Raw genomic sequence first — 22,459 nt, forward strand, 5'->3', positions numbered from 1 at the left:
AGTCCAAATGCAGTTATTGAATTTGCCAAATATGTATAATGCTATCTTCATTGCTACTAACGAGGGTTTTACCATCCAAACTCAAAGCAAGCCCTAAAACAGAACTGGAACCATCCCTCCATGTGTGCAACAGTTTCCCTTGCTCTAAACTCCACAGTTTAATAGTGCCATCGTAATTGCCGCAAATCAGAATTTTTCCATTCGGGCTGATCACAAGAGATTCAACTGAATTAAAATTATCAGTAAACTCATGCAGCAGTTTTCCAGTTTGAAGATTCCATAATTTCAGAGTACTAATTGCACGATTTCGAGAAACTAGCTGACCAAAACTACCAGTAACAAGCTTTTTGCTATCTGGAGTAATGGCAATAGCATCAACTCCGGTTTTGTGCCCTTTGAGAATATGGCGTGTTTTTTTAGTTTGCAAATCAATCAGCCTAATTGTATTATCATCGCCACCTCCAGCACTTACAAGGGTTTGCATATCAGGGCTAAATGCAACTTTACTCACAAATACTGAGTGTGCAGTAATGGTATCAAGCAGCTTAAGCGTGTGTAAATCCCAAAGCTTGATTGTGTGATCATCACTGCCACTAGCAATCAATCTACCATCTGAACTAATCGCAACAGTTTCTACTGGTTGGGTATGCCCACTTTCGCCCTTTAGCATAAGGAAAGTGCGTAAATCCCAAACCTTCATTGTTGGGGTGCTTATCCCACCAGTTACAATTCGCTTGCCATCTGGACTAATAGCTATTGAAGTAATACCATCTGAGTGAGCGTCTAAACTACGCAACAATTTCCCAGTACGTAAATTCCAGAATTTAATTGTATCATCTCTACCTCCAGTAATTAGAGTTTCCCCATCTGAGCTAATCGCAACGGCCCGAACACCAAAAGTCACTTTTTTATGCCCAGTCAGTGTGTGAACAAGTTGAATCTGTAGTTGGGACTGAGTAATTGTACTCTTGCCTATGGGAAGATTTGAACTAGAAGAATGTACATCAATGACAGTGATGTTTACTGCAATCGCTAAAACTATAATGACTGGTCTGGATTTGAGAAAATGCAATAATTTCATGGTGCCCAGGAACGCAATTACATAACATGGTTCCCATTTGATGGGGCGCGATGCCTACGGCGGATGGGTACGCCATCGCACCCAATCAGATAGACCACAGTCAAACACTGGGTATAAGTTAATAATCTCAATACGGTTTCCTAGTGATTAGAAAAATTATCATTTATCATCGTTTCAATCACAATACCGCCAAATCGAGCTTCCTCAGCCCAGCACCTCACTCCCTCAATGTAGCAAATCTGGCTTTCGTACTTCTCTTTAGTTTCACTTACAATTCCCTCAAATCCTCCACTCATTGAGGTATTAAAGAAACTCAATTTTCGTCCCTGAGCATCACTTGCTTTGCTATAGCAAGTATTACAAACTGCGCGTGGATATCTTGAAAAATATCGAGTTGGGGTCGAACAGATTGGGCAAGGATGAAATTCAGTATTACTCATATATCTTTTACTTGAAAAAACTTCATCTTCTGACTTGGAGATTACTTGGTATATATAAAAACTGGACAACTACGGTTACTGCACATTACTCCACCTGCCGGATATAAAATTGCTTCCTTGACACGATCATTTCCTCCAAAACCACAATTACAATCTGAGGGGTGATTCCAAGCATTACATGGCAGATTATTAGGGTTTAAAAGGTCAAATAAGCAGTAAGAGAGTAAGCGATGTGAATGTTAAAACAGCATCATTGAATGTGAAGTTAATCTATCTCCAATCACTCTTCTTCATCTGTCACATCGCTGAATGCTGAATCATCCACAGCCAAGACTGGTTTGCCCATAGCAGCTTCAATTTTGCCAAGTATCATCCGTTGACGCGATGCCATGAAACCCTCAAAGTCGTCTTGTCGAAGTTTTATTGCATCGATTTGGTGAGTTGCCAGAATTGCATTCATACCTGCATCGTCTAGCTGAACACTGTCATGCTTTTGAAGCTGAACCAGATATTCACTTGGAGCTTTACCACCAATCATGCGATTTGCTTTAAAGGATATCGGAGTTTTGTTGAGAATAGAGTTATAGCGAGATGGGGGAATATCGTTCTTATCACACCAATTTCTGGGGAAAATGTGATGAATATCGAGTTTGCGCTCCTCCCAATCGGTTTCATCCAAATCTCGTATAGCAACTTTCCAGAAGAAGTCTTGAGCGCCTTCACGCTGAACTAAGACATTGATCCCTTTGTATGCAGCGCTATTGCGTGAACGTAAGGTACCTAAGCGCGTAGGCTGGAAGTTAGCATCTATAACAGTCGAAGGTTCTTCCTTGCCACCCTCAATCCAATCTATAAGTTCCTGAATATCTAGAGCTATACGGGTTTCAACTGCCCCCCCGTACAGTTCACCGAGGATACCACACCAAAACCAACGAGCGATTTTATCGTAGATTTTAGGTTCAAGCCAGCGATCGCCAAGGAATGCCATGACTACCGCAAGCGGAACAAGTTGGGTACGGTAGGGTAAATCGTTGGTAGAGAAAAACGATTCTTGACGTAGAAATTTAGCTGCTTTCCAGTAACCCTCTGTAAGAGGCTGTTTCCATTTTTGGTAAGCATCTACAGTTAAAGATAGAACGGCTTCGCGCTTGGCAGTCACACCTGTTATTTGCTTGCCAGTTTTTCCCGCCTTTAAGTCTTCCCTTCGTTTATCCCAAGTATGCAGTAGTGTCAATCCTTGAAGAAACTCAGTAGGTTGAACCTCGCGTAACAAACTTTGCTTTCTTAGATGCGGTTGAGTACCTTCGATACCTTCGTGAGCATTACCAAACCATTCATCCCGCAGGTTTACATTATCAATAGCGTAAGTGGCAGTCATGAGTTCAAATACCGAAAGGGAAACACCTCCGGTATTGACTTTCTCAAAGACAAGGCAGACTGCTTCTTTCTTGTTTTCCTTGCTGAGTTCAATGATCGGAATGTTATAGTTACGAAATTCATTCACAACCTGTTTACGGAATTGAGCATATCGCCCGAACTTTGTAACGTCGTAGGCAAGCAATCCCTCCTCCCACTCATCAGAGTTAAGGAGCTGGTTACAAGGAAAGTAAAAGTTCTCATATTCCTTTTCTGGAGTGCTGAGATCCAGCTTTAAATCACGTCCAAAATTTTCTCGCACAGTGCGATCAGTATCAACGCTAATAATCGCACTTTCATAATGCTCTTTTCCTAATAGGGCTGTTTCGATATCAATGTAGTAATAGCGATGAAGTAATTTTTTCTTGTAGTCACGAGTTTGTACTGGTTGTGTAAACATTAACACTTGCGTTAATGAAGTCAGTCTCTGTTGTCCATCAAGAATCAACTTTTCTAATTTGCTAAGTATTGCTTTTGTTAGCTCTACTCCTTCAATGGGACGCGCTTTGAACTTAGCATCACCACCTGCCTCTAGTAACATGATTGCTCCGACAGGAAAGGCACGAGCAATACTTACTAACAGAGAGCGGATATGTTCATCATCCCAAACCCACCCTCGTTGAAAATCGGGCAGTTGAATTTTGCCAACTACGATATCGTTTAGTAAAGTGGCTAGACTTGTCTTGGTAGAATCAAATGTAGACATAAGATGTTACTTTAAATATTTAAATTCCAGGAATTCGACATAGTATATTTCTTGTAACCAAGCTTTCAAATTGCATTTGCAAAGCAATAGCCGTTACTGGGTCGTTTAGTAATACGCCAGCTTCGATATTGCGCTCGTGAGCCGCTTCTGTAAAATTAGCGGATGTCACAAGCACACGCTGCTTATCTACAACAACACACTTGGCGTGTAAACAAGCTTTTGATTCCACACCCACCATCAGCGATCGCGGATCGTGAAACACTTCAGGTAGTCTTTTTCCTGGCCAAATATCTTGACGAAAACTACTGGCAAACTCCCGCAGTAAAGTAGATGTTGGCACTTCACTGTTGTGTGGTCGGTTGACGTTAAGAAACATTCGCACATTTAGTTCTGGGGTTAAATCCATTCGTTCTGCCAGCACCAGAAATAACTCTCGTGCTTTTTGTTTTTTATCAATAGCAAAGCTAGAAATGAGAACGCTTATTTTGGCAGTGCTAAACAACTCGCGCACAACAACACCAGTGTCACGGCTTTGAGAACCAGCAATTTCTGGGCCAGTCCAAACTAAGTCAACGCGATCGCTCACAGATTGAGATGTACTTCGTTCTTCTGCCAGCAGTCGCAGCGTGTAAGCAATATGCTGAGAATGTACGCCCATAACATTGAGGCGGTTGAGTTCATCAACTATGTCTCGATTTAAAGCCGCAGGGATGTAGTTAGCTACATTGGATATAGAAAAGGGCGGGGAAAGTCTGCCAGTTTCCAAAGCGACTGCCAAATTAACGAGGGTTGGACGACTGAGGTTGAGAAAACCCATTAAACAAGTACCTGATCTGGAAAGAATTCTGCTCCTAGTCCTTCAACAGTAGCCACAACCAATGCTCTATCGAGAAACTCATTGCGGCGTTCGCAGGAAGTTTCCGCGATCAGTAGGCATCCGTGACAAGCAGATCCGTGTAAAAATCTTTCCTCTTGTACGTTATCTGGTTGATGTTGAGCGCATACTGGATCGTTAGAACAAAGTTTTCCCAACTCTAGGGCAACATTCAAATGTTCTTCAAGTTGATTCCCTACTTGTACAAGTCCCCCTAAAGTCCCCTCAGAACCAGGAGAACCAGTATATAAAAGGATGCCATAACCTGCATCACTGGCATAGATGCGTTCACGAATTGAACTAGCTGCATAACCACACTCCAAAGATACTGCTGTAATCAAGAGGTGTGATAGGGAATGGAGCATGATATAAGGAAGTCCAGGGAAAATGGCTTTTTCAGGGGGAATGCCCTTGCGATCGCGCCAGACATTGAAACCCCTTTCTAATTTTTGCCCCTGTTGTTTAACAGCCTTCCGTTGCTGCCAATCTTTTATCGCTTGTTTGTTGAAGGCAATAAACACCCCTTCGCCTTTATTTTCAATCGCAGGCACCCATTGACGTTCAAAATCCAAATCAGCACGCCGCACATTAATGCTTAAATCATCAATTTCTCCTTCAATATTAGGGATGGATGCCTCAAAACGGGTAAAGCCAACTTGGGCAATCACTTCTCGTAGACGATGCACCAACACCACCTGTTCTATAAATGGCAATAGTGCGGGATTGAAATTATCTAACTTGCGTTTACTAGCATAAAACTCGTCATTAGAAGTACCTATTTCTGCTGAACAAGAAAGTAAGGCTTCAATTTCTACTTGTTTGATGGTTTTAGAATCACTGCTTCTTCCACTTTGACGGCGTTGAATTTCTGCCCAAACCAACTCTGCTCCAAATTTAGTTAAATCAGCATACTTAGGATTCCTTTTCAGATTTTTTTGCACTTCATCCAAGTCTTCCAAATATTCCAAGTCCTGTAAATAATGGCGATCCATTACTTTTTTCAATTGCTCATCAGCATCTGGAATCGAAATCACGCTGAGGGTTTGAGCAAAATAAGCATTACTAGCAGAACGCACCAAAAGACGGTTATGTTCTGGTTCGTTGGTTTGGACAATATTACCTGATTTATCTGGGACACAGACCCAACAAGGTTCCTGAGCTTTAGCACCCAGCCAAGGACGATGCCCTTGGCATTGTCCGAAAACTTTGGAATTTTTGGCTTTAGCTATGGAAAGCGGACGACGGGCTTTTTTACAGCCATCACAGCGCACAAAAATTTCTTCAAAGTCATTGCCAGAGCCACCTTCATCTAGCCACAGTTGTCCCCGACAGGTGGTTTTAAAATCATTATGGGCAAAGGCGTACCAGTCTATATCGCTCAGATGTCCATTTATACAAGCTTGCACAAAGCGGACTGGTACGTATGACACGCGCTGTCCTTCAAATTTTGATCCCTCCTTAACTGTTCGCCAGTTAGCTAGGGGACGGGTACGGTAATCTTTCCCATTGAAGCGAATGGTTTGATCGACTTGAGCTACAAACCAAGCAGGAAAAATAAATGCATCCACACCAGTAAGAGGCATATTCGGGTCTGAAGTCTCTCGTGGGGGGCTAAATAGTTCGATATTCTTGACTTGCAGCATTTCGCAAACTTTATCTTTCAAACGGTCTTCACGAATGGGCTGCATTTCGCCTTTCCAGTAGGTCAATCCCCCAATTACTACCGAGTATTTAGGTAAATCTACCATCGCTCCTGGGCCAAAGGTTGATAAAAGCTGGCTTTGGCGGATTTCTGCTTGTGGTTTTATTTTATTATTTGACTTCTTCATTAGGGATTTCCAAGAAATAAATTATCCAAATCAACAAACCACAGAGACGCAGAGAACACAGAGAGAGGAGAAATTGAGAGGATTTTTGCGTCAGTTTTGGGATATTTTTTGATTTGTAAGTCCATTAAACTTCTTCCTCTATTTCTAAACCAACAGGATCACGCACAAAAAGTTTCACTACTGGCTCGACATCCCGCAAGCTGCGTTGGGCTTTGAATTTTTGCCGATCGCTACTTTCTTTGTCTGCCTTGGGGTCAAGGGCATCGAGTAGTAAAGGGGCTGCCATCTCTATTTCATTGCGTTGATATTGTAGGCGTTGGTCTTGCACGGCAATATGTTGCCATGTATCTAAACGGTCTATAACTTGTCGCCGGATTTCTTGACGCAGACTTTCGGCTTCATCGGCTTTTAAAGGGCTATGTCCTTCTGCACGTTTAACGATCGCATCCACCACAAAATCTAAAAGCAGGCGATGTTGGGTAATTTGAGCAGCACCTAGAGGCGCTGTCATTTCTGCATTACCTAATCTGGCAAGGGCAACGGTAACACCTGATAAACCCCGATCGATGGCGCGGGGTGAGAAGGGAGTAACGCTACTTGCTTCCACTGTGCGGTAGAAAGTATCATGCCAGATTTGAAAACGTTCGTAGTGAGAGCGATCGCGCGGTCGGTGAATGTTGAGTAAGGTAACGACTAAACCAGGTTTTTCAGCTTCTCGACCGACGCGGCTGGTGGCTTGGATGTATTCAGCAGTGGTTTTTGGCTGTCCTAAAACTACCATCAGCCCTAAGCGCGTGATATCTAGCCCTACGGAAATCATGTTAGTTGCTAGGGCAATATCAACTCTTTCTTGATCATGAAAAAGTAAAGCTAGACGACGTTTGGTATTAGCAACTTTGTTAGTGGGGATGCGAGAGGTTAATTCTTCTGGTTCATCATCTATTTTGCGATCGCAAAATAAGCTAAACGGTTCTTGGTAGCGACGGCGATCACCATAATGACTCAGGCGCGAGTTTACCTCATCTTCCACTAGGCGGCGACTACCACCCAATTCCCGCAGGGAATTAAAATAACCTAGCAGTGTCATATAAGGGTCAGCAGGATTATGCGGATTTGTTTTTCCGCCGGCATCTTCCCAAGCTTGTTTAGCTGCTCCCAACAGGGCTAAGTATGCTCGTAACAGAACTACCTTGAGGCTGCGTCCTTGGGCTACAACTCCAACATAAAGCCGTCCGGGTGTTTTGGTAATTGGTACAGTTTCGGCAAAAAAGGAGTCGTGGCGATCGGGCCCAGGAGGCGGAAAAATATCTACCTGGCTGTGACTAAACAAAGCTTGAATTTGGCGCTCCGCACGGCGGACTGTAGCAGTGGAGGCAATAATCTTCGGTCGGATAGTTTTATGATTGTGCGTCACACTACACAGAACATCGATAACCGTTTCGTATAATCCCACCATTGTTCCCAGAGGCCCAGAAATCAAGTGCAATTCGTCTTGAATAATCAAATCTGGTGGAGGTAAATTTTTGTCTAAGGCTCGACCTTTGGTTTTAGCATCAGCTGGCCCGGTGAATCCTACTTTTTCATCAAAATGAGTTACCTTGCCAAATAGCGCTCCAGTTTGACCAACCCAAGGCAGATTCGCAAATTTATCAACGGTGGAAATTATGAAGCAAGGAAGCCGTCGATAGATTTGTTCATCTACGGCAACGATGGGTAGGGGATTGTTGCCTTTAAATACACAAGCAGGTTTACCATCTGCGTGTTTTTTCCGATTGTCGCAGATTACCCGCAGGTCAGTAGGTGCATCGGCAAGTGGTAAAAGTTGAAACGATCGCGCTTTCAATTCCGTGCCACACCAAGGACACCTTTCTAGGGGAATCGGCTTTGGTTTATGAGGATAATGCCGATCAAATTCTTGAGTCCGCGCCCAAGCTGAATTATCTTTGTCGCCTTTTTTACCCATTTTATTGGGTGTGGCACCCTGCCCAACCCACAACCCAATCTCAAAGGGATGCTTACCTAGTCTCGGATTTTGCTGACGTTCTAGCTCTAAGGCACAGACGAGGGTTGCGGCTCTTTCCAATTGGTCTAGGGTCAGGAGGCGCAGAGTGTAGCGCATGAGAACGCTGACACCAGCAGAGTGGATACTAGGATCGCGCAGACGACGCAGCACCAGAGTGAACGCTGCCAACCCTAAATAGGCTTCGGTTTTACCGCCACCAGTGGGAAAGAACAGCAAATCTACTATTTCCCGATCTGGATGTTCTGGTTGAGCAATGCTCAGGATGTTCAACAGCAGAAAAGCTAGCTGGAAAGGTCGCCACTTCGGTGGTGAAAAGTCTTCAGGGGATTTGTCTGGATCATCATGAGTTAGGCGTTGTCTTCTAGCAGTTGCTAGGGCTTGGTTAGCAATTTGAAAAGCTTCTAGCACCAGAGGATCTTCTAAAGCTTGTAATCCGGCGGCTATGCGTTGCTTAATCCTGCTAGCTGTGGTTAATAATTCACTAGCAATTTTTCTCTGGTGCGGTTCAGTGGGGGCTGCGGCTTGCTGTTTGGTAATCCAGTCAGTATATTCAGATACCATTGGGTAAACCATCTCAGATATAGCTGCCGCGTCTTTTGCCTTAGCTAGTGCTTCCATGCCTAGTTTTAGCCCCGGAATATCTGCTGGTTCTACTCTGGGCACCTCTGCTGTGGGCATCCAGTTAGTACGAATTTCTTGACAGATATGATTCGAGCTAAGGATAGTAATAGCAGAAACGTTGTGTCCAACAGCATATTCGCAATCGTTGCGGTATTGCAGGCTTGACACCGCTTCGTCCCTGTCTTGGCTGTTTTGCCCCCGCAAGTTAGGGCGGGATACAAAAGCGTCAGCTGTGCGGATGGTGAGGCAGGCTTGAAAAATAAAACTGATGTCGTGCTTTTGGTTGGGATTGTTGCTGCGGTAGTTAACTAAGAATACTGAAACTGAACGCGTACCAACAGGGAGTTTTTGTTGAGGTGATGAAGCTACAACCCGATTAGACACAAATAACTTTAAGCCGTTGCTGTCTGGAACTTCAATCTGAATTTTTCGCTGATTTCCCAGCAGGGAAATAGGCATACTAATGCAATGAGGGGAGCGTTGCCATAATTCTTGCTTGGCTGACTGGGGATTCTCGCTATCATCTAATTCTGTTTCGCTTTCAAGAAATTGGTAGTCACCCCACTGCACAGTTATATTCAGTTCTGTGGTATTTTCTGGTAGAAGAAAGCTCAAGCCAATGGAAGAAGGAAAGTGAGCTTTACGGGCTGAGGAGGCTTCGGGAGCATTGGCATCGTCATTAGTATCACTGCTACTAAGTTGTTCGAGTGTGTCGTCTGCTGTTTCGTCCGATCGCACTTCAACAGGCGCTCCAAAAGGTACTAAAAAACCTGTAAGATACCACTTAGAAGGAGCTTGGGTGAGGATTTCCTCGGCATATTCAACATCATCAGGGGTTGGCCCCACCAAGTCTAGTTGCATGGCGCGGATTAAATGCGATCGCACTTCGGCAGATGTGGTCATAATGAGGGCAGGGAACAGGGAATAGGGAACAGGGAACAGTAAGTGTTCATAAATGATTTAGGATGGCTATGCTTTTTTAGGAATTCATCGGTATGGCTAACGTTGAACCTGTCACATAGAAGTAGAGGGGAAATCAGGAATAGTTAAAGTCGTTTCCGTCGCCTTGCGAGATTTTGCTACTTTTTTAGTATTCCCTTTTGCCTTGGATTTCTGTGCAGCTTTACCACCTAAAATTTCCGCTTCGGCGCGTTGCTGGTTGAGTTCGAGTAAACGGGCTAATACTTCGTCGTGAATTTCTTCAGGCCAACGGTAGCGCCAAGGCTTTTTCTTCTGGCGTTTGCTGGTGTTTTCGTCGTCTTCTTCGTCTTCATAATCAAGGAGAAAGGTGCATTCTGTAGAAATATCTGTCCAGCCGTAAGCATCGAGGACAGCTCGATCCATTTGGGCGTGGAGTAAGCGTAGTTGCAAAATATCGGGGTGGCGTTCGTCTGGATCGTGGAAGCGGTTATATGTGTCGGTGAGTCCCTGGTTATTGCGAACCATTAAGGCGGCGCGGTATTCGTAATAGGTTTGACCAGCAGCTTCTAGGGTGGGGTTGGTTTCCCAGTTGTCGGGAAAGGGGAAGGTTTCAAAACAATCGGAGGGAGTATAGCGTAGTCGGTCTTCCAATGATGAACCAAAAAAGCGAACCCAAATTTCGTGAATGCGAGATTGCATGATGCAGAATGCAGAGTAGGTTGATATCGGAAAGACAGCAAGAGTGTTAGCAAAAACCATTCTTGATGATACAAATGAAAAGGATACGTAAGTACTAGCTCCGCAATTAGTTACTAATACACGTTCGAGAGGAGCGATCGCTTTAAATAAAGCAGGCGTAGTTTCGCCAAAACGCCACCAATAACGAGCGCGGATTTCACGGTTTTGTGCTAATCTTGCAGGTTTAACTTTTTCTTCTACAATTTTTATCAAATTAGGATATTGTCTAGCTTCAGCTTCACTTATTTCACCAAAATTAATCACATATCGATGATGTGTATGAGTTGGGCTTGAGTTAACCTCTTCACCCCCGATATAAGGAAAAATCCTTTCTGCATTTTTAGGATTTTGTTCAATCAATCGGTGCATTTCTGCAATAGTTGTAGCGTCAGGATTTGAATCATCAAAAGTAAAACCCATTCCTAAAAGAATGCTACCTTGAAAGCTTTTATCAGCATTTACCAATAACACCTTTGGATTTTCATTACCTCCTGCATGAAATAAAAACGCAGAAATTAAGTTAACTTCTCTTCCATCTAGCAATTTTCTATTTTCATATTTCCCTTTAAAAACATGAATAACACTCACGACAACCGCCGCTAAACCCGGCCACTTCATCCGCTTTTGAGCATTGTAAATCGTACCGCCCTGCTCACAGATATATCTCAAACCAGTGCTGCGAGTGTCACCTTGAGCAATGGTATTTGTAGCAATCAATCCAAAACATCCAGACTGGCGTAAAAGGCTAAACGATCGCCTGAAAAAATGCGCTACCAAATCAGCATTACCATGAGATTCGGGATTAACAACTTTCAACCAATCTTGATAACCAGAAGCATGAGCATTTATTGTTGTATTCTTCCCGGCAAATGGCGGATTACCAACAATCGCATCAAACCCCGGATTATCTCTATCAAATACTTCTGGAAATTCAATCTCCCAATTAAACGCTGGAACTGGTTTCTCCCCATACCTCAACTCTGCACAAATCCGCCTGACATCTAAATCATCTTCTTGATTTTTCTGCCATTGATAAAACTTCAACCATGAATTATCGCGCTCATCCTTTCTCGCCTTGTCCTTATCCTTAGCGAAAAATGAAGCAATAACTAAATCCCCTTTCAGCCGAATATCCCCCAACTCTGTTTCTATATTTTCGTAAAAATCGCGCTTGGCTGCATAATCATCTTCATCTAAATTGTGAATTCCACTGCGATAAAACTTCGCTTTCTCCATTGCTAGATTAAACAAAGGTAAGTTTGGGTCTTTATAAGTTTTGTCTTCATCCCAAGTAAACGTTTTAATTTGTTCAGAAGTTAACCCAACTAATGAATCACCCCACTTCAAAGCATGGTCTAAAAAAGTAAAAGGATGAGCCTTCGCCAAAGTCGCCAACCACAGCGATAACTTAGCCAAATTTACCGCAAAAGGGTTTTTATCCACACCATACAAACACCGTTGCGCCACTAACCGCCGCGCATAAAGTAACGGTTCTTCATCAATTGGAATTTCAGGTAATACGTTTTGCTTATTCCACGCTTCAACTAATTTTTCAGCCAACTGACGACAACTTTCGACCAAAAATGCACCCGAACCCATTGCCAAATCACAAATTTTCAACTCTAAAATCTGCTCTGGTGTGGGGTTTTCTCCCAAAGCCGATAAAATCGGTCTGAGAGTTTCTTTCACAATCGGCTCAGTCAAAGCACGAGGCGTATAATGAGAACCACTACGCCGCCGTTCTTCCCCCGGTTGCAAATACAAAGAACCCACAGGCATTAAACTCGGCGTTTTCGGTGATACTTTGCGTCCTAAAGCCGCCACTACATCCTCTGCTGTCCTTGCATCCTTTAATTCAGTTAGGGATTTACCAGTAATTTCGCAACCAGCAAAATCCTTTAAATATTTAGCCCGTTCTCCCACCTTAGTTTTGAGAATGTCCCCAACGCTGACAACAACTGTCACCGAAGATTTAGAACCTTTGGGTTTACTCCAAACACCGATAGCAGGACTACTTGCTCTTTCTACCTCATAGCCGGCGGCTGCTTCATAGACAGACCCAATTTGCTCAACCGCCAAGGAACGGTAAGACAGGCGTTCTCCATCCAGTACCAGTAACCCTTGCAATACCCGGTGAATTACCCCATCTGACACGCGAGGGGGTTCAAGACTTTCTCCTGTTTGATATTCTGTAAACTGGAGACGACCTTCTAAAAACGGATATTCATCTGGGTCAAATAGTTGCCCATGACGAGCAGGTAAGTACAAATCAGCATGACCGCCGCCATCGTAAACCAGACGAAACAGACTCAGTAACCACGCCCAAGCACCATACCGTTGATCCATTGTATCTGGGTAGTTGCCTGCATCTTCTCTCAATCGCTCGTAAAGACCACTAACTGAGTAGTAGCGTGTATAAACTGCATCTTGAGACATCAGTCCCCGGTCTTCAGCGTAAAGCAGGAACACCAACCGCAGCAAGATGGTAATCAGTCCACCGTAAATATGCTGGGGCGCAGTAGTGGCAATATCACTCACTAAGCTGCTTTTAGTGGTTGCATCTGCGATTTGGAAGCCACGCAGTAAATCCCATAATGCCTCTAATACCTGCTCTGCTAGCTTAATAGAGACATCATTTTGATATTTGCGGCTTTTTTCCAGGATTGCAGACAAACGGCGATCGCTAGGGACATTAAACAGTCGATCAGCCGAGAGCAACATCTCCATCGCACCCAAAATCAGCCGCCCAGATACCTCACACATTGCCTGCACAGGAAAAGTCAGGTGTCCCGATGACTCTCCAAGTGGTGCATAAACCAAACGCAATTCTGTACCGTTGCACAATAGCCCAGTGTAAACTTTTGTTTCTTTTAAAAGGCGCTCAAACTTAGACTGGGGGCTAGCGTGCCAACCAGTAGATTTACTATCCTCCGCGCCTGCGTTGTCAAGTTCAATACCATCAGGAAGCACCTGTACCAGCATCATCCAACCGCCATTAGGGTCGGGTACAGCATACGTGGGTATCAAAACTTCGTTGTAATCTGGGAGCGCGATCGCTAAATCTTCTGGACTGGCAACTAAATCTTCTGCCTGCCAACCTAAAACATTGATCGTAAAAGCAGAAAAATCACTAATCCCAAAGCGATCGCCTTCTATATCTTTAGGCAAAGCTTCATTGCGAGTAACTTCTTGCAGTGTTTGTTGCAGTTCCACCACATTGCGGTTAACCACAGCTTGGGCTGCTGACAATGCAGGGGGAGACACCACCAACCCCACAGGCTGGAGAAAGCCCAACCATTCTTTATGTAAGCGAATTTCTGGATCGTTTGCCATTGTTTATACTCCCTCTAGCCGGAAATCGGCCATAAATAAATTACGCCGACTGGCTCAACCCGCACTGCTTTTACTTTGTAGGCGGCTTCAATTCGGGCTGGTTCTGAAATTAGTTCTAGTGCGATCGCTTGAAGGCGTTTTTCCCAATGGCGACGGTCTGCATCCAATTGGCGCTGTTCTTCCATGAATGGAAGAGACAACTGCACTGCCTTAGATTCTTCTTGACACTTGATAATTCGGGTCTGCTGTTCCTCCAAAATGTTTTTCATCTCAGCAGCTTCTTTAGTACCCCGATTGGCCAGCTTTTTCTCAGCACTTTCAGCCGAAGCTGTGGCGCGGCGTTCCAGATGGGGAATTAATTCTGCTATATCTTGGGCAGCACTTTTTTTCAGTCGCTCTTTCACGGCTTCGGCAACTTGCAACAAGTGTGGGGAAGCTAGAGAATTTTCCAGTAATTCCAGTACGTTGTCTTTTTCGCCTTCTCTTAAAGGCTGAAGTTTCTTGCGTCCCCGACTGGTTGGGTCTGACCACTCTGCTGCGACTGCAATCACTTGGTCGTGCAAACGAGAAGCCCGTTCACCATACAGAGCCAGCCGTCCCAGTGCAATCACTTTTGGCATTGGGTCATTAGTCAGACAAACACAAGCACGAGTTAATTCGTCATGCAGAAAACCCTGAGCTAAAAACCTACTTAGTAGACGCTGGACAATTCTGTGTTCTAAATGCAGATGAACTACATCCCCATCTAAAGAACCAGGATCTCGAAAGACTACAGGACGAATCGGTGCTTCTTTCCGCCATTCCCAAGGCTTTTGTCCGATTTTTCGAGGTGTTCTCAGGGTATCAAGTGTAGTTGACCATGTTGGATCTGCACCAGTATGCTGGTCAAGAGCCGGAATTGTCCAACGGGCAGTTACAGGATTGTTAGCAACTTCATTCACATCTACAGGGGCAAGTGTTGAGACTCCCAAAATTTCTAAAGAAGCAGAGATGGCATTACGGAAGTGATTGTCATCTAGTCCCAACCAATCCCGCGAGTCTTTCAACATTTCTTGTAAATTCTCAACTTGTTTAGTCAAATCCTGTTGGCGGAGTCTGGCTTGCTCCAGTTCCTCATTAATTACCTGTGTGTTTACTGTTTCCTTGTTACTGAGTTGCTCTGCTTTATTAATCGAATCGGCAAGATTATTTACTTCTTGGTGGCGAATACCATTAGCCAGTAAGCGCGACACATTTCTTTCAACTACTGGTGCAAGAGAGCCAAGTTCTTGTTGAATCGTGGCTGTTTTCCGCACCAGTACATCTAATACTTTGTCTTCTGTGCGTTGCGGTAAGACAAAGTAATAACAATGGACAACAGGCGATCGCTGTAATTTCCGGTCAATCCGTCCGTTACGCTGTTCCATCCTTGATGGGTTCCACGGCACATCAAAATGGAACAAGTCAGCACAGTTGTTTTGGAGGTTCACCCCTTCTCGTGCCGCATCTGTGGCAATCAGGATTCGCAAGGGATGACGTGCCGGGTCAGCGTTAAATGCACTTTTGATAGCTTCGCGGCGTTCTTCTCCAATGCCCCCGTGAAATACATCTATGCGTTCTTGTTCACGGTTAGAATTAGCGATCGCACTTTGTAATTGCTGTTGTAAATAACGTTTAGTATCTGTATATTCTGTAAAGATAATTACTCGTCGTTCTAACCAAGCAGCATTCGGCTGACCTAAATCGGGACAAAGATTTTGGCGAATCCACTCCACCAGTTTTTGAATCTTCGGATCTGGCTGATAGCGAGAGGCATTAGCGACATCTGCCATTTCATCTAAAATTGCTAATTCACGGGCTGTTTGTCCCGCAGCCTGCATACTAGCTGCTGCCATTTGAGCATCTTCTTCTGCTTGCACTTCCTCTTCGGAAAATTCTGCCCGTTCATCATCTGCACCAGGGGATTCAAACAGCAATGGGAGACTGGCTTGATGTATGGAAGGGCGGTTAATTGCTTGTTTTTCCATCCCCGTCCGATGCACCTTTAAAGTCCGTGCAAATGCCTCTATGGAAGATAAAAGACGCTTTTGCAGTGAAGTAATTACCAGCATTGCCGTAGTCTGGGTAGATTTCGCTGCATCTTTGAGCTTTTCCTCACGCAGATTGCGATACTGTTGCAGCAATCGGGATAATTTGAGTTCGGGCGCGTCTTCTGGCAGGTTATCAATAACTATAGGAAGAACGTAGCGTTGGGGAAACTCTTCTCCGATCTCCCGTAAATCTTGCTTTAAACGCCGCACCATTACAGTGTCCAGCAACTTGCGATTACGAACGGGTACTCCTCGGCAGAAACGCTGGGGGTCAAGGATTTCTAGTAAGGCAGCGAAGCTGTTGGAATGTCCATTGTGGGGAGTGGCAGATAAAAACAGCTTGTGTTCAAAACGTGGCGCTAAGTCTCGAACAGTTTTGGTAAGTTGAGAATCAACGGCATACTTTGCACCACTCGCAGGTGCAGCATTATGAGCTTCATCAAGGATGAGCATGGAAGCAGCTGCAAAATCACCAAGCCAGTCCCGTAATGGTGCGGTGTATGTTTCATCTCGTAGCAAGGCATGGGAAATAATGAACCTAGTGTGTGTCATCCAAGGGTTAATTCCATAACCTCGTTCTTGACGACGCGCAGCAATAAACTCACGGTCAAGAATCATAAATGTGAGTCCAAAGCGACTCTCCATTTCTTCTTGCCACTGACGCACTACCGATGGCGGACACGAGATAACGACTCGTCTAACCTTTTGCCGCATCAGCATCTCACGCAGTATCAGCCCTGCTTCTATGGTTTTGCCCAAACCGACATCATCCGCAATAAACAAACCGACTCTCGGCATCAGCAAAGCTTTACGTAGCGGCTCTAATTGATAAGCTTTGACTTCTATACCGGCTCGGTAAGGCGCTTGAAAAAGCTTGGCATCTGTGGAGGTTACGCAATTCCACCGTAATGTGTGCAGGTAGGCAGAAAACAGACGCGGATTATCAAAACCTCGATTCGCTATGGAATCCCATGATGTCGCCCCTACGATTTTGGCATCTATTTCCCGTTCCCATAGGACTTCTAGCGATTCTCCTAACGCATCATCTTCTAAACAAGAAAGACTAACTTTTGTGTCTTGTTCTGGAGACGGTTTCGACACAACTTCTTCTACAAGATATTGCCGCGATCGCACTCGCACAATCTGTCCAGTTACAATGTCAGTCACTTGTGTCTTCCTCTTTGTAACTGGACTGGTATTATCCCTCCTCTAATCATGAGAAACTTACTCCTCTAAACCCTTATGTCTAATGACTGGTTGGACTAGAGTGCTAAGAAAGCAACTATGTTCTTTATAAGTAGCAGGTATAAAATAGCATATCAATCTATTCGGTTCTTAGCACCTGCTACATCTTATGAAGTATTTTTATATACGGCTATATTATTTAGCCAATTATCAAGAAAATTTTAAAGCTTTTATTTGATAAGTAATTTACAAATTATTTTTCTCAGAAGTCTTACGTAGATTAGTTTTCAAACCCAGGTAAGCACTAAAATTTTATAGTAAAAATACTTACTTTTTTAGAGTAAGCGATATTTTGTTGTACGACTTTGAGATAGCTTCCTTCGAGTAGCGATCGCCTTATGCTTTGAGAATTTAATTCACGAAAATTTCCAGTACTAATTTTGTACAATTACCCCTAAAGTGCCATTAACCGCACGTAAATAATCATCTGGGATAGCAGAAGCAGCATACTTCGCATTCCACCAGAAACAATCGACTCGACTAAGCCATTTCTAGTAATTTCTATTGAATCTAATTCCATCGCCAGTTGCTCTATACTCGCAAAATTCCGCGACCACGGGTTGCCAATTAAAAATAGCCCTATCGATATTGCCTCTGGCTGCACCTTCACGATATCAAGTAATGTTGTTGTAACCGTATTGTGGTTGTAAATAATCTAACACTCCATGAACCGAAACTAGCCGCAGGCTATTTGGAGCGTAAAGTTTTGTCAGTTCTAGTTCTGCTAGATTGCGATGTCTAGCGACAAGCCGCTTCTCTACGAGAGGCTACGCCAACGCCAACGCGTCTACGCAAAAATAATCCAACCTATACAGCCCGACGAATTACCTAACTATCAGAATCAAGGCTAGCTTCCAATTCTTCGATAGAAATATCTTTATATCGTGCATATTCTGCGAGTTGCTGATTAATAGTTTCAAAATTTGCTTCTATCCTTGCAGCGATGATTTGGGCAGCAAACGCAGCAGGGGAACGCCCCCGAAGCTTTGCCCAAAGCTTTAACTTCCGAAAGTCATATGGGGATAGGGTAATTGAAAACCGAACGTTATCCTCTGCCATGTCTAATACTTCTTCTCGCTGTGTCTTCATTAATGTACATCCTCTTTATTATCTCTTGCGATGGTCTGGTGATGCTTTACAGAATCTATTTTCCTATTTTAACGTAAAATTTGCTTGACAGACTCTCCAGAGATTCTCTAGAGTTATATTTATCCAAGTAAAATTTACACACAAACGAAAATACTTGTGAAATGCAAGAAAAAATTCAATTTCAGCTTTGAGCCAAAAAGTTAAACACTTAGTCAACCCTTGACCCATAGGAATCTCTGCCATGAACCACTACAACACCCTCAAAATCCTACCAACTCAGGGTTTAGAACCAAGGCAATTTCTACGCCAATGTTTTGATATCGCCGAACTCACTCCCAGAGAACTGCTCGAAGAAGAAACCGACTCACAATACCGCAAAAAATGTATCACTGTACTATGTGCAGTCTTAGGTGTACAAAGACCAACAGTTCGCAAGTGGGGAAGTGACCTCAATTTTGATGGGATACCCAACTACTCCAAAGTTTCACTTGCTTACATTCATGCCGCCGAAATCGTGCCAAAGCAGCTAAAGAGCATCTTGAGAGGAGAATACAACGCACCGGAAGTAAATGCTCAAACGTTTCTCGAAAAAATACTCCTCCAAGGGTTAAGCGAACAACAAGTATTACAAACTGTCTCTCACGCCAATTTTCGCGCAACTTGTGTCAAAACTCTCACGCAAGTATTACATATTGGCACCAAGTCAGTCCAAGATTGGGGTCAGGATATGTCGTTTCACAAAATGCCCAAAATTCACAAACACACCTTGGGCTATGCCTTGGCTGCTATCTCCAAATCATCATCAAAAAACTTGCAGAAAGCAGCTTGACTTATTCAACTAGTCGAATTAGGAAATTTAGTCTTAGAGATTAAGACCGCGCATATTAGTGCATGAACAACATCATGACTACAACAACTTTTGCAAATAATTCATATATCGAGCAGCATCAGGTAGACTCCAATCCTACCACCCACATAGAGCAAAGTACCCTAGAGTACCTCCATACGGCTTTCTTACTCTACGAGTACAAGCAGACTTACACCAAAAAAGAATATCGCGCACTGTTAGAAGAGTACGGCTGGGACAAGGGCAGTGCTGAGGAAAGGCGATCGCTCCGAATTGCCGAGAATTTTCAAGCATTTATCAGTTGCCCGGAACACTTAGCGGTTTTACCAATATCGGTACTACTTCGGTTATGTTCTGTGAACTACAAAATCCTAATTGATGAATTGAAAGATATTCCTATTGGTGGATTGACTTGTGGATTAGTGTTAGAACTGATTGAGAAAAGAAGATTATTTCTCAAAGCCATGAATCAAGAAAAAAAAGATGGCAACTGGCGAGCAACACCAGATGGAAATAGATATTACACCTTCGGCAAAATTATGGAGGATGACCACCAAACAGGGGTGTTTACCGAGAAGTTAATAGAGGAATTCGGATTGTCACCGCAGCGAATTGTCAGAATGGCGATCGCTGAGTTATATGAAAAGTATCAAGCTGAAATAGCCAAGAATGAAATCGGAATCGGCTCTTTTGAAGAACTAATCCCTTGTGAACAACCCACTGACACCATAGAAGAATTGATTCCTGTCAACGATGAAAGTGTCGTCAACCCAACAAACCTTGAGGTAATGCAGCGAGAACTTGAAACCTTGTGGCAAAGGGATACAGAAGAATATGACTGCGAAGAATACCTGGAAGAACCTGAAGAGTCAAACATTGACTTTGAAGAAGATGAGATTCAGGCAGTAGAAAGTACATTGGCTGGGATGTTCGGTACAAATGAAGTCCCAGCAACTGATGCAGAAGTCCTCGCAGACATATTGCGGAAAGCTTCAGATTATTCCTCAGTGCGCCGAGGACTATGGCAATATCAACAAGCTAAAGAAGAAGCTTGGAACCTCCTCTCGGATTCGGAAAGGAAATCTGTATGGCAGATGCTTCCAGAAGCAATCAAAAAGCTTAGTAATGCCAAGCGTGAAGGGTTGATTGTCAACTTTTATGAGATGGAGTCAGGAGGGGTATATAAAGTCTTTACTACAGATTACCCACTAATAGAAGAAACAGTTAGTAATAGTCGGTTAGACAGATGGTTGGCAGAACTAAAAGTCAGGTATAACTCCGATTGTAATTGATGTGTGTTAAAAGCCAAGTGCAAGAAGTTAACATTAATTAGAATCTCAATGAACTCAACAGCAACAAACAAAAAAATAGCTGTTAGCCTATTCTCCGGGGTAGGTGGATTTGATTTGGGATTTAAAGCAGCAGGATTTGAAATCGCGATCGCCATTGATAATAATCCCATCGCCTTAGCAACATACCAACATAATTTCCCGCACGCCACAGTTTTATGCAAAGACATTCGGGAGGTGACAGGAGAAGAAATACGCGCCCATATTCAGGCGAAGTACATAAATTGGGACGGGGAAATTCATACAGTTTTTGGTGGCCCACCATGCCAAGGATTTAGTGTTGCCGGACTGCAAAATGTTGAAGATGAGAGAAACTCTTTGGTAGGGGAGTTTGTTCGGCTGGTGTTGGAACTCAATCCCCTTGCGGCAATCATGGAGAATGTGCCGGGGATTGAAAATCAGAAGTTTGGCTGCATTACTGCTAACCTCCAAGCAGTGCTAGAAGAACATTATTTTCTCTCAAAGTGGAACCTCACCGCTTCAGATTACGGGGTTCCGCAAGCTAGAAAAAGGGTGTTTTTTGTTGCATCTAAGTTGGGAGAAATTATACCGCCAAAGCATCAACCTCAACATACAGTTAGAGATGCGATCGCGGACTTGTTGCCAGTCCCCCTACTCCCCAAGCAAAACACTCAAGAATGGCATCCAGATTGGGTGAAGGGAGAATATGCTAAGTATCTTGAAAAAATATTCCCAAATCTTGGTATAGTAACTAACATTAGAACGGGATTCACAGCGACAACACATACACCAGAAGTAATTCAGCAATTCATCAACACTCCCCCAGGTGCGAGAGAAGCTAAATCCAAATCAAAAAAGCTGCAATGGGATGGATTCTGCGTGACGTTAAGAGCCGGGAGTGGCAACCGCACCGCATTACGTCCCCTGCATCCAGTACAACCACGGGTTATCTCAGTTAGAGAAGCTGCTCGTTTGCACAGCTACCCCGATTGGTTTAATTTCAGTGAGGCAACACTCCACGCCCAAAGAGAAATCGGAAATTCGGTACCCCCATTACTTGCATATGCTGTGGGAATGCAGGTTAGAGAACATCTAGAATGCAATACCACTTATCAGATTAAGTGCCAAAATTGGCAAAAATGCCTATTTTTACCAATTTCTTGCAATTTTAAGAAGATATTCGTTTTTGTCAATAAAATGCTGTCTTTAAGCGGGTTAAGCAAAATCAGCAAAGAGCGACCCCCTCCACATCTGGAAGTAGAAGTGTAACAGTATCTACGGATACAACTGGGATTTTTAAAGAACCAGTTGAGGGACAAGTGATGATGCGATCGCTCAACTTAGATGGGGATAGACAAGCTGATTTGAGCGTCCACGGAGGCAAAGACAAAGCAGTTTATGCTTATCCATTCGAGCATTACGACTATTGGCGACGCAAGTTACCTGATATGGATTTGCCCTGGGGAATGTTTGGTGAAAACCTTACTACAGTTGGACTGTTAGAAGATGAGGTTAATATAGGCGATCGCTTCCAAATCGGTAGCGTAGAGGTAATGGTAACTCAACCCCGAATGCCTTGTTATAAACTCTTAATTAAGTTTGGACGGGCTGATATAGTTAAACAGTTTTTAGATAGCCGCCTAACGGGGTTCTACTTTTCGGTGCTGCAAGAGGGTCAAGTCGGAAATGGTAATACTTTGTCGTTAATCAGTCGAGACTCAAATAATGTCACTGTTGCTGATATTACCCGACTTTATGCACGGGAAGCACACGACTTAGAACTGTTACACCGCGCCGTACAAGTTGAGGCTTTGCCTACAGGTTGGCGAGACTCCTTTCAGCAGCAAATCGAAAAATTTAAAAAATGAATTTGATTAATGTTAGAAAATAAAGCTGTAACCCATTCTCTGTATAAAT

Annotated in this window: 13 protein-coding genes; 4 read left to right on the top strand and 9 right to left on the bottom strand. The window is 43.6% G+C overall.

All coding sequences use genetic code 11. The annotated features are described in order from the left end of the window. Positions 1-13: 13 nt before the first annotated feature. From V7K53_RS24330 to V7K53_RS24370, 9 genes are all read right to left on the bottom strand, one after another. Positions 14-1,081, bottom strand: a complete 1,068-nt coding sequence (locus V7K53_RS24330; RefSeq protein WP_335200104.1) for a WD40 repeat domain-containing protein — start codon at positions 1,079-1,081, stop codon at positions 14-16. 720 nt (positions 1,082-1,801) lie between these two features. Further along, positions 1,802-3,643, bottom strand: a complete 1,842-nt coding sequence (locus tag V7K53_RS24335) for a GmrSD restriction endonuclease domain-containing protein (RefSeq protein WP_335200105.1) — start codon at positions 3,641-3,643, stop codon at positions 1,802-1,804. 19 nt (positions 3,644-3,662) lie between these two features. Further along, positions 3,663-4,460 carry a DISARM system phospholipase D-like protein DrmC gene (drmC, locus tag V7K53_RS24340; RefSeq protein ID WP_335200106.1) on the bottom strand — a complete coding sequence of 266 codons (798 nt, stop codon included), beginning with the start codon at positions 4,458-4,460 and terminating at the stop codon, positions 3,663-3,665. Continuing rightward, positions 4,460-6,346 carry a DUF1998 domain-containing protein gene (locus V7K53_RS24345; protein ID WP_335200107.1) on the bottom strand — a complete coding sequence of 629 codons (1,887 nt, stop codon included), beginning with the start codon at positions 6,344-6,346 and terminating at the stop codon, positions 4,460-4,462. Before V7K53_RS24345 ends, drmC begins: the two co-directional genes overlap by 1 nt. Before the next feature lie 124 nt (positions 6,347-6,470). Next, positions 6,471-9,893, bottom strand: a complete 3,423-nt coding sequence (gene drmA, locus V7K53_RS24350) for a DISARM system helicase DrmA (protein ID WP_335200108.1) — start codon at positions 9,891-9,893, stop codon at positions 6,471-6,473. 111 nt (positions 9,894-10,004) lie between these two features. After that, on the bottom strand, positions 10,005-13,982 hold the full coding sequence (locus V7K53_RS24355; protein WP_335200109.1) for an Eco57I restriction-modification methylase domain-containing protein: 3,978 nt from the start codon (positions 13,980-13,982) through the stop codon (positions 10,005-10,007). A gap of 14 nt (positions 13,983-13,996) precedes the next feature. After that, the gene (gene drmD / locus V7K53_RS24360; RefSeq protein ID WP_335200110.1) at positions 13,997-17,218 is read right to left on the bottom strand and encodes a DISARM system SNF2-like helicase DrmD; all 3,222 of its coding nucleotides are present in this window, start codon (positions 17,216-17,218) and stop codon (positions 13,997-13,999) included. Between the two features lie 472 nt (positions 17,219-17,690). Beyond that, on the bottom strand, positions 17,691-17,906 hold the full coding sequence (locus tag V7K53_RS24365) for a hypothetical protein (protein WP_335200111.1): 216 nt from the start codon (positions 17,904-17,906) through the stop codon (positions 17,691-17,693). A gap of 218 nt (positions 17,907-18,124) precedes the next feature. Then, positions 18,125-18,385 (bottom strand): hypothetical protein, encoded by a 261-nt coding sequence (locus V7K53_RS24370; RefSeq protein ID WP_229501115.1) that lies wholly within the window; start codon positions 18,383-18,385, stop codon positions 18,125-18,127. 241 nt (positions 18,386-18,626) lie between these two features. Here V7K53_RS24370 and V7K53_RS24375 point away from each other — a divergent pair, with 241 nt between their 5' ends. From V7K53_RS24375 to V7K53_RS24390, 4 genes are all read left to right on the top strand, one after another. Next, positions 18,627-19,214, top strand: a complete 588-nt coding sequence (locus V7K53_RS24375) for a hypothetical protein (protein ID WP_335200112.1) — start codon at positions 18,627-18,629, stop codon at positions 19,212-19,214. A 74-nt stretch (positions 19,215-19,288) separates the two neighbouring features. Beyond that, positions 19,289-20,524 (top strand): hypothetical protein, encoded by a 1,236-nt coding sequence (locus V7K53_RS24380; protein WP_335200113.1) that lies wholly within the window; start codon positions 19,289-19,291, stop codon positions 20,522-20,524. Between the two features lie 48 nt (positions 20,525-20,572). Further along, the gene (locus V7K53_RS24385; protein ID WP_335200114.1) at positions 20,573-21,811 is read left to right on the top strand and encodes a DNA cytosine methyltransferase; all 1,239 of its coding nucleotides are present in this window, start codon (positions 20,573-20,575) and stop codon (positions 21,809-21,811) included. 53 nt (positions 21,812-21,864) lie between these two features. Next, positions 21,865-22,410, top strand: a complete 546-nt coding sequence (locus V7K53_RS24390; protein ID WP_335200115.1) for an MOSC domain-containing protein — start codon at positions 21,865-21,867, stop codon at positions 22,408-22,410. Positions 22,411-22,459: the final 49 nt, after the last annotated feature.

The sequence above is a fragment of the Nostoc sp. genome (assembly GCF_036917355.1).
Taxonomy (GTDB): domain Bacteria; phylum Cyanobacteriota; class Cyanobacteriia; order Cyanobacteriales; family Nostocaceae; genus Nostoc.